Below are 15,087 nucleotides of genomic sequence, written 5' to 3' on the forward strand. Positions count from 1 at the left end.
CTCGTCGAGGGCAAAAGGCTTACCTCACCTGAAATTTCTCCCGATACTGCGAAGGTGTCATGCCCACACTTTTCTTAAATACTTTTCTAAAAGCCTTGGGGTCGCTATAGCCCGAGTTGAAAATAATTTCAGACATCTGCTGGCCAGTTTTTACCAAGAGTTTTTTGGCGGCTTCGATGCGGGTTTGCTGCAGGTACTCGATCGGGGTAATGCCCGTAATCTGTTTAAAGCGCCTTACAATATTGCGCCGGCTCGAAGGAATATCCTTAATCAGTTCTTCAATGGTGGCGGCATCTTGGTAATTGCTTTCTATTTTGGCCTGTGCCGAGGCCACCAAATCGTCGTTATGGTCTTTAGAGGGCTGAAAAGTACTGAAATAAGACTGTTTATCCCTATCCATATCGATGGCAAAAACCTTGGCAATTTTGATGGCCATTTCCTTGCCACAATATTCGTGTACCAAATGCAGCAAGAGGTGGAACGAAGAAGTAGCACCGCCACTGGTATACAAACGGCCGTCTTGCGTTACGGTTTTGTCGGCCTTAAGCTTTACCGATGGAAATGCCTGCGCAAAGCCATTGCTGGCATCTACGTGCGTAGTGGCGATTTTTCCGTTCAGCAAACCGCTCGCGCCCAACAAAAAAGCCCCGGTGCAGAAAGTGCCTACGCAGGCTCCGGCATTATACTGCCTAATCAAATGCGGTATGCAGGCATAGTTGGCCTGCAGGGTTTCGGCCATGTTATCTGAGGTAAAAGCCGGAATAAGGATAATTTCCATGGTTTCGGCTTCTTTAATGCTTTGCAAGGCATAGCCAAAAGCTTCCTGCTGCGTAGCCAGGGTCTCTTCAGAAGTCAGTATGTTGATGTGAAAAGGCAGGGGAAGACCATCTGCCTCGTAAAATTTGTTGACGGTTTCAAAAACCTCTAAAATGGCTGCAATACTTAATAATTTATAGCTTTTGCTGAGCAGCACGCCGATTTGTCGCATGGTAAGGATAGGATTGTTGCAGAACTAAGATAATAAAAATGTCTCAAATACCCCCCAAGGTTGACTTTTTTAGCAGTCCATATCCAGTTAAACATGGCTTAACTTAGCATAAACAAAAAACAATATGGAAACTCAACCCAAAAGTAACCGCATGTTTGCCATCGTTGTATTGTACGACATGCACAGCACTTATTTCAATAGCGTATTGGATGGCATTGCCGATGCCGATGCGCATAAACGCCTAGATACCAAGGCTAATCATGTCGCCTGGTTGGCAGGCAGCATGCTCGAAGGCCGCTTCGAACTGGCTAACTGGTTTGGTGTCGACCACAAAGCCCAGTCGCATGAGCTGTTTAAACATAACAAAGGCATTCAGGACGATGTACAATACCCATCGCTCGAAAGCTATCAAAAAGACTGGGCGCATATTTCGCCGATCCTGCGCGAAAAACTGATACAGGCTAGTGATGCCGAGCTCGATAAAATCCTCGAGTTTCCGGAAATGAACATGAGCTTTCCCTTGTATGATATGGTAACATTCAATACCTATCGCGAAGCGAACTGCATCGGTCAAATCGCTTTATGGCGTCGCCTGCTTAATTATCCGGCAATGAAATACATGTAAAATTTAAAGATTATGACAACGCAAACAACCTTGCAACAAGAATTGGATCAGGCTTTTGCCAATTGGACAAAAGCCACACAACAATTTGGTAACGAACAATATAACCTGGTTCCTTCCGAAGGCAGCTGGACACCCGGCCAAATCGTACAGCATCTTACCCTGGCCAACGGCGGTTTTGCCGATATGCTTTATGGCGAAACCCGGCAAACCGAAAGGCCGGCTGATCAGCATATTGGTTTGCTGAAGAACATCATGCTCAACTTCGATTCGAAGATGGAAGCACCGGATTTTGTACGTCCCGAAATAAAAAACTACGAAAAGGAACCTCATTTGGACAACATAAAAGCCATTAACGAGACCTTAACCAAAGCCATAGCCGATTTGGACCTCGATGCCACTTGCCTAGGTTTCGAACTGCCTGGTATTGGCTATGTTACTCGCCTGGAAGCCCTCCATTTTGTGATGCTTCATACCATAAGGCATACCAATCAGCTGAACCGGGCTTATCAGCAGCTGGCTAATTGATAGTAGAACCCTAGTCCATAAACCAATAACCTCATTAAAACAAAAAAATAACAAACAAGATGGCAACATTAAACACTTACTTAAACTTTAACGGCAATACCGAAGAAGTATTCAATTTTTACAAATCAGTATTTGGTGGCGAATTTACGGCCTTGATGCGCTTTAAAGATACGCCGGGATGCGAAGGCATGACGAAGGAAGATCAGGAAGGCATTATGCACGTAGCGCTTCCAATTGGCCCAACCAGCATTTTAATGGGAACTGATGTGCCAAGCAGTATGGTACAGGTAAAACCCGGCAGCAACATGTCTATTTCGATAGGCGCCGAAAGCGAAGCCGAAGCCGATAAGCTTTTCAATGGCTTGGCCGAAGGCGGACAAATAGTTATGCCTTTGCAAAAAATGTTCTGGAATGCCTACTATGGCCAGTTGACCGATAAATTCGGCATTCAATGGATGGTGAACTACGATTACAACCAAAAATAAGAGGATGGAAAATCAAACGAAAAAACCGAACAAAACCGCGAAAATAGTTTTCTGGGTTTCGACGGGCCTACTGGCCTTATTTATCCTGCCGGGCATATTTTTTATGAACAGTCCCGAAGCCGTAGAAGGCACCAGACATTTGGGCATTCCCACTTGGCTGGCCATGGAAATCGGCATAGGTCATTTTATTGGCGGATTGATTTTGATCCTGCCGTTTTTTGGCAAGCGCATCAAAGAATGGGCTTATGTAGGCTGTGGCATCAAATACCTTTCGGCATTCATTGGCCATTTGGCTGTCGATGGTGCAGTAGGGATGTCGTTCTTCCCTTTGGTTGTATTTGCCGTGCTGCTCACTTCTTACATCAGCTACCATAAAATGATCAGACAATAAATGGTTAATAAGGTTTGATGCAATGGCAAAGGCACCAGTTTCAAATAAACGAACCCGAAAAATAGAGCGCCATTGCCCTGCAAAAGGGTAGGCAAAGACGTTGTGGTGAACGAGAAAATATACAAGTTGATGTGAAATACCTATGGTAGAAGTTTTTAAGACAAACGTAGCCCATGGCGAAGATGCCAAAAACATCGTCGATCAGATACACCAAAGTTTTAGCGAGTATCAGGCCAACTTCGATTTAGAAGATTGCGACCTGATTCTTCGCATTCAATGTGTCAATGGCGTGGTTTGTCCCCATTCGATCATTAAACTGCTCCTGGCAAACGGTTTTGAGGCTAGCGTGCTCCCCGACGATTTTCAGCCCGTGGCGACCTTGTTTACCCGGCGTTAATACGCGCCAAAGGGGGGCTTGATTGATGTATTTAGAGCCTTGGCTTAAAGAAGTTTGAATGTAAAATTAGCTTGGTGCTGTTGCACCCAAGTTTTATTTTTCATTCCTAATCGCTAAATTAGCCTAGCTAAAGCACATCTTATGGTTAAGAAACTATCCTTTTTGTTGATACTAGCGCTCTCCACGCTTTCTGTTTTTGCTCAAAAGAATGACGATATCCTGGGCAAATGGGTCAACCCTTCTGGTGAAGGCCAAATAGAAATCTATAAAAAAGGCGACAAGTATTTTGGCAAACTGGCTTGGATCAAAGAACCGAACGACGAACACGGTAAACCAAAAACCGATGTCAAAAATCCGAATACAAGCCTCAGGAACAAGCCTTTATTGGGATTGGAAATTCTGAAGGATTTTGTTTTTGAAGATAAAAGATGGACCGACGGCAGCATCTACGATCCTAAAACCGGCAAGACTTATAGTTGCAATATCACGTTGAAAGAAAACGGACAGCTCAACATTAGAGGCTATATTGGCATTTCGCTAATTGGCCGGTCTGAAAGCTGGAAAAGAGTAAAATAGGCCAAACGCCTTTAAAATCCCTGTTATGTTCAAAAAGCTACTTTGTGTTTTTTTGCTTTGCCCTTTTTGGGGCATGGCCCAAAACTATACGTTAAAACAACTGGCAACCGGTAAAAACACCAGTATGCGTGGCCTTTCAGTGGTTAGCGATTCGATAGCTTGGGTAAGTGGCAGCAACGGTTATGTAGGCAAAACCCTCAATGGCGGCAAAACATGGGAGTGGGTCCAGCCGAAGGGCTATGAAAAGCTTGATTTCAGGGATATCGAGGCTTTTGACAAACTGAAGGCTATTGTGGTGAATGCGGGTTCGCCGGCTTATGTGCTGTCGACTGTTGACGGTGGCAAAACTTGGCGTGAGGTTTATAAAAATACCGATTCGGCCATATTTTTAGACGGAATGGGCTTTTGGGATGCACAACAAGGCATTATCTTCGGCGATCCGATCAAAAACAAAATGCAGCTGCTCAAAACCGTTGATGGCGGCTTGACCTGGCAGGATATTTCGGCCCAGTTGAAAAAAGACCTCAAAGCGGGCGAAGCGGGTTTTGCCGCAAGCGGTACCACCATCAGAACGGCACCCGATGGCAAAGTATGGATAGCCACGGGAGGCTCAACTTCAAACATCTACTATTCGCCCAACTACGGGCATCGCTGGAAAGTTTATCAATGTCCGATTATCCAAGGAGAAAATAGTACCGGACCATTCTCTATCGCCTTTTTTAACAATAGAAAAGGGATTGTAGTGGGGGGCAACTATCTTAAAGACAAAGAAAACACCAATAATGTACTCTTAACCAAAAATGGTGGCAAAAGCTGGTTTAAGCCAGAAAAGCCTGTGCTGGGTTATCGATCGGCAGTTGAATATGTTAACGAGCAGCTTTGTTTTGCTACAGGTTCATCAGGCACCGATGTATCGACAGATGGTGGTAAAACCTGGACAAATATTTCTACTCAAAACTTTAATGCCCTGCAAAAAGCCAAAAAAGGAAGCTTGGTGCTGCTCACCGGCAACCGCGGACAAATTTATCAGTTGATTTACAGGTAAGTTTACAGTTCTCGGTTTTAGTTGTCAGTTTGCGGTAGGCAATATGAATTCAAATTTGCCTACAGGGGAAGCGGCAAAGTTTTTCCAACAAAGCTTATTTCGTGCAAATTAAAGCAGGACTGAACCTGGCCAAGAACAGAAAGCCTTGATTTTCAAACAACCCCTTTAAAACAGCTTAGCCTGGCTTTGGCACGGAAACAAATCTATAAAATTTAGATTTTTAACTGCACCCAATATTTTTTTGTAAATTTTTGTAAGGAATACCATGACTTGGCCACTAACCTGGTAAAGAATGTGGCAAATGGCTTTGAAGCATGTTTAATATATGGAGAAAACAATGAGCGATCCTGCATTATGGGTAGAGCGATATGCAGATCGGCTGTATGCCTTTGCCTTAAAAAAGGTTTTTGAAGATGAACTGGCCAAAGACCTGGTTCAGGAAACTTTTTTGGCCGCCTTGCAGGCCAGGAATGCTTTTAGGGAGGAAAGCGCAGAACTGACTTGGCTTACGGGTATCCTCAAGCATAAAATTGCCGATACCTTTCGCAAAAAGAAGCGAAGGCCAGAAGAGTTGGGTGGAGATGACTTTTTTGATGAAAGCGGACATTGGAAAACCAAGCCCCTGGAAATTGGAATTGATGATGGAAATCCGTTAGAAAACAAAGAACTGGATAAGGTGCTTAAAAAATGCATGGAAAAACTCCCGGCGCTTTGGCTGGCGGTGTTTAGCCTCAAATATCTCGAAGACAGTACTTCTGAATTGATCTGTACAAGTTTGGGCATTACGGCTGCAAACTTTTGGGTAATTGTTCACCGAAGCAAGCTTAACCTCAGGGCCTGCCTGCAAAAACACTGGCTATAAGATGAAGCTGACAGAAAAAATAATGGCAGACTGTAAAAAGGCTACTTTTTTAATAGAAAAGCAACAGTTTAAGCCTTTAACGCTAGGCGAGCAGGTAAAACTAAAAATACACCTTGCCGCTTGCTCTTGGTGCAGGACCTACGAAAGGCAAAGCAAAAACATACAATTGCTCATGGGCAGCGTATTTAGGCAATCGGCCACCAAAACCAAAGAACTGGATCCAGAATTTAAAAATAAACTCAAAATTTTAATCAACACGAAACTAGAAAATGAATAGCATGAAAAAAATCTTAGTATTGGCCATTTTATTGCTGGCCACGGCTCCTGTATTTGCCCAAAATCCGTTAAAAGTAGGTCAGCAGGCGCCCCAATTTAGTGCGAAGGACAATGCTGGCCAAGTGGTAGACTTGAAACAGCTGTTAAAAAACAATCAATCGGTAGTGCTGTTTTTTTATCGTGGCCAATGGTGTCCGTATTGCAACAAGCACATCAAGGATTTGCAGGATAGCCTGCAACTGTTAACCGGTAAGGGCGCTTATGTGCTGGGTGTTTCGCCTGAAACTGCAGCAGGCGTACAGAAAACGGTAGCCAAAACAAAGGCGTCTTTCAGCATCGTGAGCGATCGCGATTATAGTATCATGAAAGCTTATCAGGTAAATTATGTAATGGAACCTGGTTTGGCCGATCGTTATAAAAAAGGTGGCTTGGATGTGGCTATGGCCAATGGCCAAACAGATTATGTATTGCCGGTGCCGGCAACCTACATCATTGGCAAAGATGGAAAAATCAAATACGTTCATTTTGATGCCGACTACAAGAAAAGGCCTTCGGTTAAAACCTTAATGGCTAACTTGTAGCACAGACGTTAGCGAGCATACTTGCGAAGCTTCTTAAACTTCGCAAGTTGGGGGTACTTAAAATAATGTTACCCCCAAATTCCAGCCAACCCAACTCCGTAGTTTGTTGCCTGCTTGGGGAGGTTTGAGCAAGTCGTAGCCCTTAAGAGGAACCGATTGCTGGGCATAGTAAACATTAAAAGCTGGTCCGGCATTAATGGTCAGCCACGAATTAATGTGGTAATTGAAATTAAGGTCGGCACGGTTGAGAAGGTTGGTATATTGCCAATCGCCTTGGTAAACGTAGCGGGTACTGAGTTCAGGATTAAGTGAAAACAGCTTTCCCAGCTCGATTTCTTTGCCCAGGCCAAAACCTATGGCGATTAATTTTTTATGCGCCCTTACATTTTGTCCGTAAAGCAATTGCGTGTAAAACTTGGAGGTTCCTGTTTTCAGGGCGGCATTCAAATCGATGCTTTCGTTGCTGCTGATGCTCAGTTTATGGTAGCCTTTGCGAATAATATTGAACAAGCCAACACTATACCCCGACGAAGTGTCTGCGAAATTAACAAAGCCCAGTTGCAGTCCCTTTACCTTTCGGGCACTGTTGATGGCTCCAACCTGTACCCCATTGAGCTGTTGATTAGTACGGTTGTAGCCGGTTCCAATTTGCAGGCCACTAAAATTGCCTTTTACCTGGTTAAACAAACCGCCTATCTGTATTCCCTGCATGGATTGTTTGTTCTGGTTATAGCCAACAGACACCTGTATGCCTTTAACATCGCTGTAAACCTGGTTAAACAGGCCACCGATCTGCCAGCCGTTCAAATTGCCCAACACTTGGTTATAGCCTAATGAAACCTGCAGGCCTTTGAAGTTTTGAAGCACATCGTTATGAAAACCACTGATTTGCAAGCCGGTAAAAGAACCGCCCACCAGATTGAATGCCCCGCCAAACTGGAAATAACGCACATCTCTTTTGTCGATGTTGAATAACAGGCCTATTTCGATACCTTCAGTGCCAGCATTGAAATCGCCGGTTACATTGATGGAGAATTTGTTTACCACCTGTCCGCTTAGTGAGCCATGCGTACCGAGGCCGGGCCCGAGCGAAATCTGTGCTGGCGCATTGGCAATAAAACCACCAATGTTACGGGTTTGGGTACGTTGTTTTCGGGTAATGAATGTCCGGCCGAGAAAGGTGTTTTCTACTTTGGGCAGCTCGTCGTCGGTATAAGATCCGTTGCTTTTTTTGGGGTTTTTAAAAATAACTACTTCGGGCAAAAAATAGGAAGAGTGGTCTTTATAGCCCTCTTTACTTACGGTAAGGGTAATTGTGGCGTGTATATTTTTCAGCTTCAGGCTAAAAAGGCCATCTTTGTCGCTCAGGGTCGATTGCAACAGGTTTTTCTCGTACACGCTGGCATCGGCAATGGGTTTGCCGGTCTGTTTATCCACTATTTTTCCCCTGATGAAGTATTGCTCTTGGCTACCGTTCGATTCTTGTACCAACATTGTCATTTCGAATGGCGCATAACGGATAATGACAAAATTTGGCGTTTCGCGATATTCGTATGGGTTGCCGAGCAAGAGGTTAAGGCTTTCCTTAACATTGAGATTTTTAGAATCGAAATCTACCAGGCTATCGAGGGGAAGGATATTACTGTTGTAGGAAAACTTGAATTTGCCCTGCTCTTCCAACAGCGAAAGTACGGCTTTAAGTTTCTGTCTTTTGACTTGAATAGCCACTGTTTTGCCCAGGTTTTGCGCATGGGTTTCGCTGTTTGTCAAAAACAGAACAAGAAGGGGAAATATCAAGCACCTAAGCCCTAACCGCATGTTACTTCAATAAAATCTGATTGCCTTTATACTCAACGTTCACGTTAAAAGTTTCGTGGATAACAGTTAAAATTTCATGGAGTGAATTGTTGTTAAAGGTAGTACTGATGGGCAAATCTTCCAGTTTCGGATTACTGATTGCGATATTGGCATCGAATTTTTGGTTCAGCACCTGTACCAGTTCGTGCAATGGGGTTTTATCGCATATCAATTCATTGCTGTAATAGTAATTGTACAGCTTGCCTTTGTTCATTTCTTTGACCAGTACATTGCTGTTGCTGGCTACGTTTACTTTTTCGCCGGGCAAAAGGGTAATGCTTTTTTCGAGCTTGCTTACCTTTACCATTCCGGTTTCTACAATAACCTGGGTTTGGTCTTGGCTGCTTTTGACATTAAACGACGTGCCAACCACCTGTACGGTAACGCCGTTGGCTTCGATAATAAAAGGCATTTGCTTATGGGGAGTTACTTTAAAAAAAGCTTCGCCGTTGAGCTTTACCATTCGGGTAGCGCCCTTAAACTTGGCCGGATAAGTGAACGACGAATGTTTGTTTAAAATCACCGTAGAGCCATCAGGCAGGTTTTGGGTTATTACATTAGCCTCGCTCTGCAAGCTGATGGGCTTGTTCTGGCTAAGCAGGGTATAAGCCAGCCATGAACCTAAGGCTATCATCAATACGGCGGCAATGGCTCTGGTTCGTGTAAACAGCGGTCGGGTAGGTGCTTCTGCGCTTTGTCGCTTCATACGCGCGTGCAAACGAGCTAAGGCGGCGTAGTCTTTTTCGTCTTCAGTGGCCTGTATTTGGCTTTTTTCGATGATCAGCTTAAAATCATCGAAATATTTTTGATTCCGGGCATCGGCAGCCAGCCACTGCTCTACTTCCTTCCGGTCGGCCATATTGGCTTCATCCAGCAAGTATTTTACCAGTAAATCATCAGTTATCGTAGCATTCCAGGTCATAGGCCTTTGGTTAAATAAATCAATAAAATGGGCAGAAAGTCAACTAGCTTTAAACGCAGCGTTTTCAAAGCTTTCCCCATCTGGTTTTCAACGGTTTTGATAGAGAGGTTCAGCCGATCGGCTATCTGCTGGTATTTGAGCTGTTCTATCCGGCTCAGCTGAAAAATGGTTCGGCATTGGCCAGGCAGTTCGTTGATGGCCAGGTAAAGCTGTTTTTCCAGCTCTTGCGCCGCCATTTCCTGAACGGGATCGTTGGCTATGCTTGCATTTTCCTGTTGGTAGTTATGAAAAGACAGCTTCACGTTTTGGTGTTTTAAATAGTTTAAACATTCGTTATGCACGGCTCTGTACAGGAAAGACTTTAATTGCCCATTGGCATCAAGCTGGTTTCGTTTTTCCCAGATCCTGCAAAACACGTTCTGTATCAATTCTTCGGCATCGTCGTTGTCTTTGGTAAAAGTAAAGGCATAACGTTGCAGCTGCCTGAAATAATTGAGGTAAGCAGTATCAAATGCGGTTTGCTTGCCAGATTTGATGAGGCCGATTAAATGGTTGTCGTTACTTTCCAAGCTATGGGCTATTCCAATCGAAGATAAGCTTTTATTAAAAATCTTTAGGCATTGAGCAAATGGGGACTGCCCACTGTTGCCGTTAGTTTCCTTTTAATGATCAATGCTTTGATGAAATTGGGCAACAGTAAATCGAAGAATACCAAAAGCCTGTTGATTTGTCCGGGGATGATTTCTTTCTTGCCTTTCAGCAAACCATCGATAGCCGTTTTGGCTACTTGCTCGGGTTCTAAAATGGTGGCCTTCGAAATGCCTTTTAGCGCATGGTTCAGCACCAGCAGTTCGGGTTTGGTATTAATTCCCCCTGGGCTCAACAAACTCACCTTTACCAAAGAATTGGCCTGTTCCAGCTGCAGGCAACGCGTAAAATAGCTGATAAACGATTTGGTGGCACCATAAACCAATTTCCGGGGCACTACAAATCGGCCGCCTAAACTGCCCACATTTAAAATATACGACGGCTGCTGTTTATTAACCTGGTCTAAAAACAGGCGCGTAAGCAATACGGTGCTGGTGATGTTCAGGTCGATCTGTTTTTTGTAGAAATCGATCTGTTTCTCCTCAAACCACGACCAGTTGCCCAAGCCCGCGTTATTGATCAAAAAATCGACCTTTATCTTTTGTTGTTGCAGGTTGTTGAATATGGTTTCGCAGCTTTCGGTTTGCGTGAGGTCGAGCTCAAACTCGGTCACCTCGATCTTAAAATTGATGCGGATAAAGTTGGCTAATTGAGGCAAACCCGAATTGGGTAGGGCAACCAAAACCAGGTTGATGGCTCTACTGGCTAGCTCGAAGGCGAACGATTTGCCCAAACCTTCGCTAGCCCCGGTTACAACGGCGGTAAGTTTCATGATGCGTGTTTTTGTAAATAATGAACGGTTTTGGTTAAGGCCTCGGCAAAAGGCGTAATGCGGTAATCGAGTTGGTTGATGGCCTTTTTGCTGCTGTATTTCTGGTCGTAAAGGAGGCGGTCGGCAAACTCGGGCAAAAACACCGGTGCCCAGCCGGTTAAGGTAGTTTTGAGCTGTTCGAGGTGGCTGTATAACTTGATGACTTTTTGGGGCACCCTGAACATTTTCTGGTGATGGCCGGAAATGGCCCCCAAAAGGGCGAAAAACTGGTTAAAACTGATGTCTTCGCCCCCTAAAATATAGCGTTGTCCGGTTTCGCCGTTTTGCATGGCTGCGATATGCCCGTTTACCACATCGTTTAAAAAGGCATAATTGGCCACCTTGTTGCCATTGCCCGGAATAATGCGCCATTTGCCCTTTAAATAGCCATTAACCATTTTGCTTACGGTATTGCTGTCGGTAATCGGACCTTCGCCAAAAACCCGCGACGGATTAACGGTAACTACGTCCAATCCGTTTTTTACAAAGCTGCCTACTTCCAGCTCGGCCAGGTACTTGGTACGTTCGTAGTCGATAGGAAATCCCATGATACGCGGATCGTTCTCTGTCATCGGGTAGCGCAGCGTTGGCCCCCAAACTCCACAGGTTGAGGTATATACTACTCTTTTCACGTCTTGATTTATTGCTGTTTGCAATATGTTTCGGGTGCCGATTACATTGACGCTGTAAAAATCGTCTTTGTTTTTGCTCCACATTTTGGCCATGGCTGCGGTATGGTAAACCTGTTTGCAACTTTCCATAGCAGTAGCCAGGCTTTTCATGTCGAGGATATCGCCTTCGAAAAAACTGATGTTCTCGTGTTTAAGCAGGTAGGGGTGTGCCGTATTTCGGCAAAGCGCATGCACCTTGAAGCCCTTTTCGGCCAAATCTAAGCACAATTTTCGCCCAATAAAACCAGAAGCACCACTTACAAATATTTTCGTTTCCATATTTTTAATTTTGAATGATTGAGTTTTGAATGATTGAATAGGCCTTGTCTACTGTTACCCATGCTCTAACTTTGCCTTTCATTCATTCTGTCCTTCGTTCTTGAATGATTGAGTTTTGGATGATTGAATAGGCCTTGTCTGCTGTTACCTATGCTCTAACTTTGCCTTTCATTCGTTCTGTCCTTCGTTCTTGAATGATTGAGTTTTGAATGATTGAATTTTGAATGATTCAATAGGCCTTGTCTGCTATTACTTATGCTTTGACTCAATCCTTCATTCATTCTCTCATTCTCTCATTCATTCCCTCATTCAGTCATTTCCTTCAACCAATTCCATCGTAATGGTGTACAGCGAATGATGTATCTCTACCGTTTTGCAGCTGCCATTCTGGAAATAATAGGTGTTGTAATTGCCATCGGGCAGATCGATGCGGTAATTGTTCGTGCCGATTTTCTTGATGGGCAGCATCTGCTGGAAATGATCCGAATAAACCTGCAAAATATGGATAGGTTCCTGGCAATACAGCAACATCATGTTGTAATTGATGCTCGCATTGAACCAGCTGCTTTTGTTGCCGGCTAAAAGCTGGTAGTTTTGTTGCAGGAGCTTGGTTTGCCGGTTTTCTTTTTCCTTGCCGTTTACCTTGCGATAAACGCTCGAATACTGGAGCTGTCCGTTTTTAAAAAACGATTCGTCGGCAGTTTGCACATTGATTTCAAAAATGAAACGGGTTTTCACTTTCGAGCTCATCTTTAAAAATGTTTCGGCACCATGCTGTTTTTGTTGCAGCAGCAGCTGCCCGATGACGGTTCCGTTTCGTTTGATCAGATAGGTAGCCGTTTTTTCCTCAGCATGCGCGAACAGACTCAAGATTACGAAAAGCAAAAGGATGGTTTTCTTTTTGGTAAACCTTAGCAGGTTGCCTGTGCCCAATTGCAGGTATAGCTGATGTAAGGTTGGTTGTGCATATTTTTTGAACAACCAAAATAAAAGTGCTGGTATCATAAGCTAATTTTTGTGGTGTGTTAAAGGCGTTTTAATAGTAATACAACCCAACTTGGTTTTACCCCCATGTCTTTGAAAAATATTTGTTCATTAGTTCATTGGCTGATTAGCTGATTAGTTCATTTGGGAACTGCCAACTGAGAACTGCCTACTGTCAACTGAAAACTGCCAACTGTCAACTGAAAACCCAGAATCGAAACTTCGAAAAGTGTTTGCCAAGTGTCATAAATCGGCTACATTTTTGATAGGAAATAGGCAGGTTAAAATAGATGTCTACATTTGTTTAACAAAAATGTTAAACACAATTGTAAATGGCGCAGCGAGATACGGGAACTGAACAGCTTATTAAAGATACCGCCAAGCGGATCTTTTTTTCTGAGGGAAAATTACATGCTACAACACAGGATATTGCAGATGCGGCTGGTGTTAACCGCACTTTGTTAAACTATTATTTTAGATCGAGGGATATTCTATTTGAACAGGTAGCTACCGAAGCGCGCGCAGAAATGTCGAAAGAAATGGACGGCGTTTTCGCTTCGCAGCTCGAGTTTAAGGACAAGCTCGAAAAACTGATCCATGTTTTTATGGATCAGGCTATGCAATATCCTTACCGGGAGATGTATATCATCACCGATTTGAACCGCAATGACCGTCAGGTTCCGGAAGAGAAGAAGACCAGGGTATCGGCATTTTTGAAGGAAATAAGTGCCGAAATGGACAAAGGCAAGATCAAGCGGATGGATCCGCGCCACTTCTGCATGAATCTGTTCGCCTTAATGGCTTATCCATTAATTAATAATTGCTTAAACAAATCACTATATAACATCAACGATGCTGAATACCTCGAGCTGATGAAAGAGCGTAAAAAGCTAATTTTTGAAATGGTTTATCAATAAAATCAACATGAAACACAAAAGCAAACCCCATATTAATATGAAAACAACAATTCGATTATCGCTTATTTTATTCCTGGGCACCGTACTTGCTTCTTGCGGTGGTAAAGACGATAAGGCGGCAAAGGCAGCGGCGGCAGCCGGGCAGCCACAAGCCTATCCGGTTTTTGCTGTGAGCACGCAAGCTACTACCTTGGATCAAGATTATCCGGCTACCATCGAAGGTATCCAGGACATAGACATCAGGCCAAAAGTTGACGGATTTATCGAAAAAATCTACGTTGACGAGGGGGCTGTGGTGAAGAAGGGGCAATTGCTTTTTACCATCAATGCGCCACAGTACGAACAGCAGGTGAGAACCGCAACGGCCGCCATCAGCAGTGCCGAAGCCAATGTAAACGCGGCGCAGCTACAGGTCAATAAAACCAAGCCCCTGGTTGATAAGGAAATCATCAGCAAATACGAACTCGAAGCGGCTCAATTAACTCTGCAGAGCAGAAAAGCAGCATTGGCCCAGGCAAAAGCCGATTTGGTAAATGCCAAAACCAATTTGGGCTATACTTCAATTACCAGTCCGGTTGATGGCGTTGTGGGCAGTCTTCCTTACAAAACCGGTACTTTGGTAAGCAGCACCAGCGCACAGCCTTTAACTACGGTTTCTAATATTTCGAAAGTTTATGCCTACTTCTCGCTCAACGAAAAGCAACTGCTCGATTTCTCTACTACCTATAAGGGCAAAACCTTGGCCGAGCAGATGAAGAATATCCCGGCGGTAAGCCTGGTTTTGGCTGATGGCAGCGTCTATGCGCAAAACGGCAAGATCGAGTCGATCAACGGCCAGATTAACACCAGCACAGGTTCGGCCAGCTTAAGGGCAACTTTCCCTAATCCGGTGTCTCTACTAAAAAGCGGAGCCAGCGCTTTGGTCCGTATTCCGCAACACTTGGAGAACGTTATCCTGATTCCTCAAAAATCGACTACCGATTTGCAAGGAAAGAAATTTGTATATGTTTTGGGCGACTCGGCTAAAGTGGTTAGCACCGAAATTCAAGTTATGGAATTGACAAAGGGCAATTTCTACGTGGTAACCAAGGGCTTAAAGGCAGGCGATAAAGTGGTGTTGGAAGGTTTCCAGTCGCTTAAAGATGGAACGGCCATCAAGCCAGAAGAACTGAACGCCGATTCAGTACTTGCCGAAGTAAAAAAATAAGATTCATTTAAATACTGGCTTGGTCCAGCAGCATTAGCAT

General features: G+C 44.1%; 19 protein-coding genes. 12 read left to right on the forward strand and 7 right to left on the reverse strand.

Annotation, left to right across the window (positions count from 1 at the left end):
* Positions 1-19: 19 nt before the first annotated feature.
* The gene (locus AC6H1S_RS06360) at positions 20-988 is read right to left on the reverse strand and encodes a GlxA family transcriptional regulator (RefSeq protein WP_497565562.1); all 969 of its coding nucleotides are present in this window, start codon (positions 986-988) and stop codon (positions 20-22) included.
* 124 nt (positions 989-1,112) lie between these two features.
* Between AC6H1S_RS06360 and AC6H1S_RS06365 the strand changes: the two genes are divergently transcribed.
* The 10 genes from AC6H1S_RS06365 (at position 1,113) to AC6H1S_RS06410 (ending at position 6,751) form a co-directional block, all read left to right on the forward strand.
* Complete coding sequence (locus AC6H1S_RS06365) at positions 1,113-1,613, forward strand: DinB family protein (RefSeq protein ID WP_497565563.1); 501 nt, start codon at positions 1,113-1,115, stop codon at positions 1,611-1,613.
* Positions 1,614-1,625: 12 nt separating this feature from the next.
* Positions 1,626-2,138, forward strand: coding sequence for a DinB family protein (locus tag AC6H1S_RS06370; RefSeq protein WP_199139534.1), 513 nt, complete (start codon positions 1,626-1,628; stop codon positions 2,136-2,138).
* 59 nt (positions 2,139-2,197) lie between these two features.
* On the forward strand, positions 2,198-2,623 hold the full coding sequence (locus tag AC6H1S_RS06375) for a VOC family protein (RefSeq protein WP_199139532.1): 426 nt from the start codon (positions 2,198-2,200) through the stop codon (positions 2,621-2,623).
* Between the two features lie 4 nt (positions 2,624-2,627).
* Positions 2,628-3,014 carry a DoxX family protein gene (locus AC6H1S_RS06380; RefSeq protein WP_199139530.1) on the forward strand — a complete coding sequence of 129 codons (387 nt, stop codon included), beginning with the start codon at positions 2,628-2,630 and terminating at the stop codon, positions 3,012-3,014.
* A gap of 142 nt (positions 3,015-3,156) precedes the next feature.
* Positions 3,157-3,411 (forward strand): hypothetical protein, encoded by a 255-nt coding sequence (locus tag AC6H1S_RS06385; protein WP_199139528.1) that lies wholly within the window; start codon positions 3,157-3,159, stop codon positions 3,409-3,411.
* A 141-nt stretch (positions 3,412-3,552) separates the two neighbouring features.
* Positions 3,553-3,987, forward strand: coding sequence for a DUF2147 domain-containing protein (locus AC6H1S_RS06390; RefSeq protein ID WP_199139527.1), 435 nt, complete (start codon positions 3,553-3,555; stop codon positions 3,985-3,987).
* 25 nt (positions 3,988-4,012) lie between these two features.
* Positions 4,013-5,032 carry a WD40/YVTN/BNR-like repeat-containing protein gene (locus tag AC6H1S_RS06395; protein WP_497565564.1) on the forward strand — a complete coding sequence of 340 codons (1,020 nt, stop codon included), beginning with the start codon at positions 4,013-4,015 and terminating at the stop codon, positions 5,030-5,032.
* Positions 5,033-5,357: 325 nt separating this feature from the next.
* Positions 5,358-5,894, forward strand: a complete 537-nt coding sequence (locus AC6H1S_RS06400) for a sigma-70 family RNA polymerase sigma factor (protein WP_199139525.1) — start codon at positions 5,358-5,360, stop codon at positions 5,892-5,894.
* A gap of 1 nt (position 5,895) precedes the next feature.
* On the forward strand, positions 5,896-6,171 hold the full coding sequence (locus AC6H1S_RS06405; RefSeq protein ID WP_497565565.1) for an anti-sigma factor family protein: 276 nt from the start codon (positions 5,896-5,898) through the stop codon (positions 6,169-6,171).
* A gap of 1 nt (position 6,172) precedes the next feature.
* Positions 6,173-6,751, forward strand: coding sequence for a peroxiredoxin family protein (locus AC6H1S_RS06410; protein ID WP_199139521.1), 579 nt, complete (start codon positions 6,173-6,175; stop codon positions 6,749-6,751).
* Positions 6,752-6,808: 57 nt separating this feature from the next.
* Here AC6H1S_RS06410 and AC6H1S_RS06415 read toward each other — a convergent pair whose 3' ends face one another.
* The 6 genes from AC6H1S_RS06415 to AC6H1S_RS06440 all read right to left on the reverse strand — a co-directional run bounded on the left by AC6H1S_RS06415 (position 6,809) and on the right by AC6H1S_RS06440 (position 12,944).
* A complete protein-coding gene (locus AC6H1S_RS06415; RefSeq protein ID WP_497565566.1) occupies positions 6,809-8,521 on the reverse strand; it encodes a carboxypeptidase-like regulatory domain-containing protein in 1,713 nt (570 codons plus the stop codon).
* Positions 8,522-8,570: 49 nt separating this feature from the next.
* Positions 8,571-9,530 carry a FecR domain-containing protein gene (locus AC6H1S_RS06420; RefSeq protein WP_497565567.1) on the reverse strand — a complete coding sequence of 320 codons (960 nt, stop codon included), beginning with the start codon at positions 9,528-9,530 and terminating at the stop codon, positions 8,571-8,573.
* Positions 9,527-10,099 (reverse strand): RNA polymerase sigma-70 factor, encoded by a 573-nt coding sequence (locus AC6H1S_RS06425; RefSeq protein ID WP_497565568.1) that lies wholly within the window; start codon positions 10,097-10,099, stop codon positions 9,527-9,529. Before AC6H1S_RS06425 ends, AC6H1S_RS06420 begins: the two co-directional genes overlap by 4 nt.
* 44 nt (positions 10,100-10,143) lie before the next feature.
* On the reverse strand, positions 10,144-10,950 hold the full coding sequence (locus AC6H1S_RS06430; RefSeq protein WP_497565569.1) for an SDR family NAD(P)-dependent oxidoreductase: 807 nt from the start codon (positions 10,948-10,950) through the stop codon (positions 10,144-10,146).
* On the reverse strand, positions 10,947-11,939 hold the full coding sequence (locus tag AC6H1S_RS06435) for an NAD-dependent epimerase/dehydratase family protein (protein ID WP_497565570.1): 993 nt from the start codon (positions 11,937-11,939) through the stop codon (positions 10,947-10,949). The genes AC6H1S_RS06430 and AC6H1S_RS06435 overlap by 4 nt, the downstream gene beginning before the upstream one ends.
* Positions 11,940-12,248: 309 nt before the next feature.
* Positions 12,249-12,944 (reverse strand): DUF6134 family protein, encoded by a 696-nt coding sequence (locus AC6H1S_RS06440; protein ID WP_497565571.1) that lies wholly within the window; start codon positions 12,942-12,944, stop codon positions 12,249-12,251.
* A 311-nt stretch (positions 12,945-13,255) separates the two neighbouring features.
* Between AC6H1S_RS06440 and AC6H1S_RS06445 the strand changes: the two genes are divergently transcribed.
* Together AC6H1S_RS06445 and AC6H1S_RS06450 are read left to right on the forward strand one after the other, a co-directional pair.
* On the forward strand, positions 13,256-13,840 hold the full coding sequence (locus AC6H1S_RS06445) for a TetR/AcrR family transcriptional regulator (protein WP_199139508.1): 585 nt from the start codon (positions 13,256-13,258) through the stop codon (positions 13,838-13,840).
* 37 nt (positions 13,841-13,877) lie between these two features.
* On the forward strand, positions 13,878-15,047 hold the full coding sequence (locus AC6H1S_RS06450) for an efflux RND transporter periplasmic adaptor subunit (protein ID WP_199139506.1): 1,170 nt from the start codon (positions 13,878-13,880) through the stop codon (positions 15,045-15,047).
* Positions 15,048-15,087 lie beyond the last annotated feature (40 nt).

The organism is Pedobacter sp. TM02, assembly GCF_059705275.1.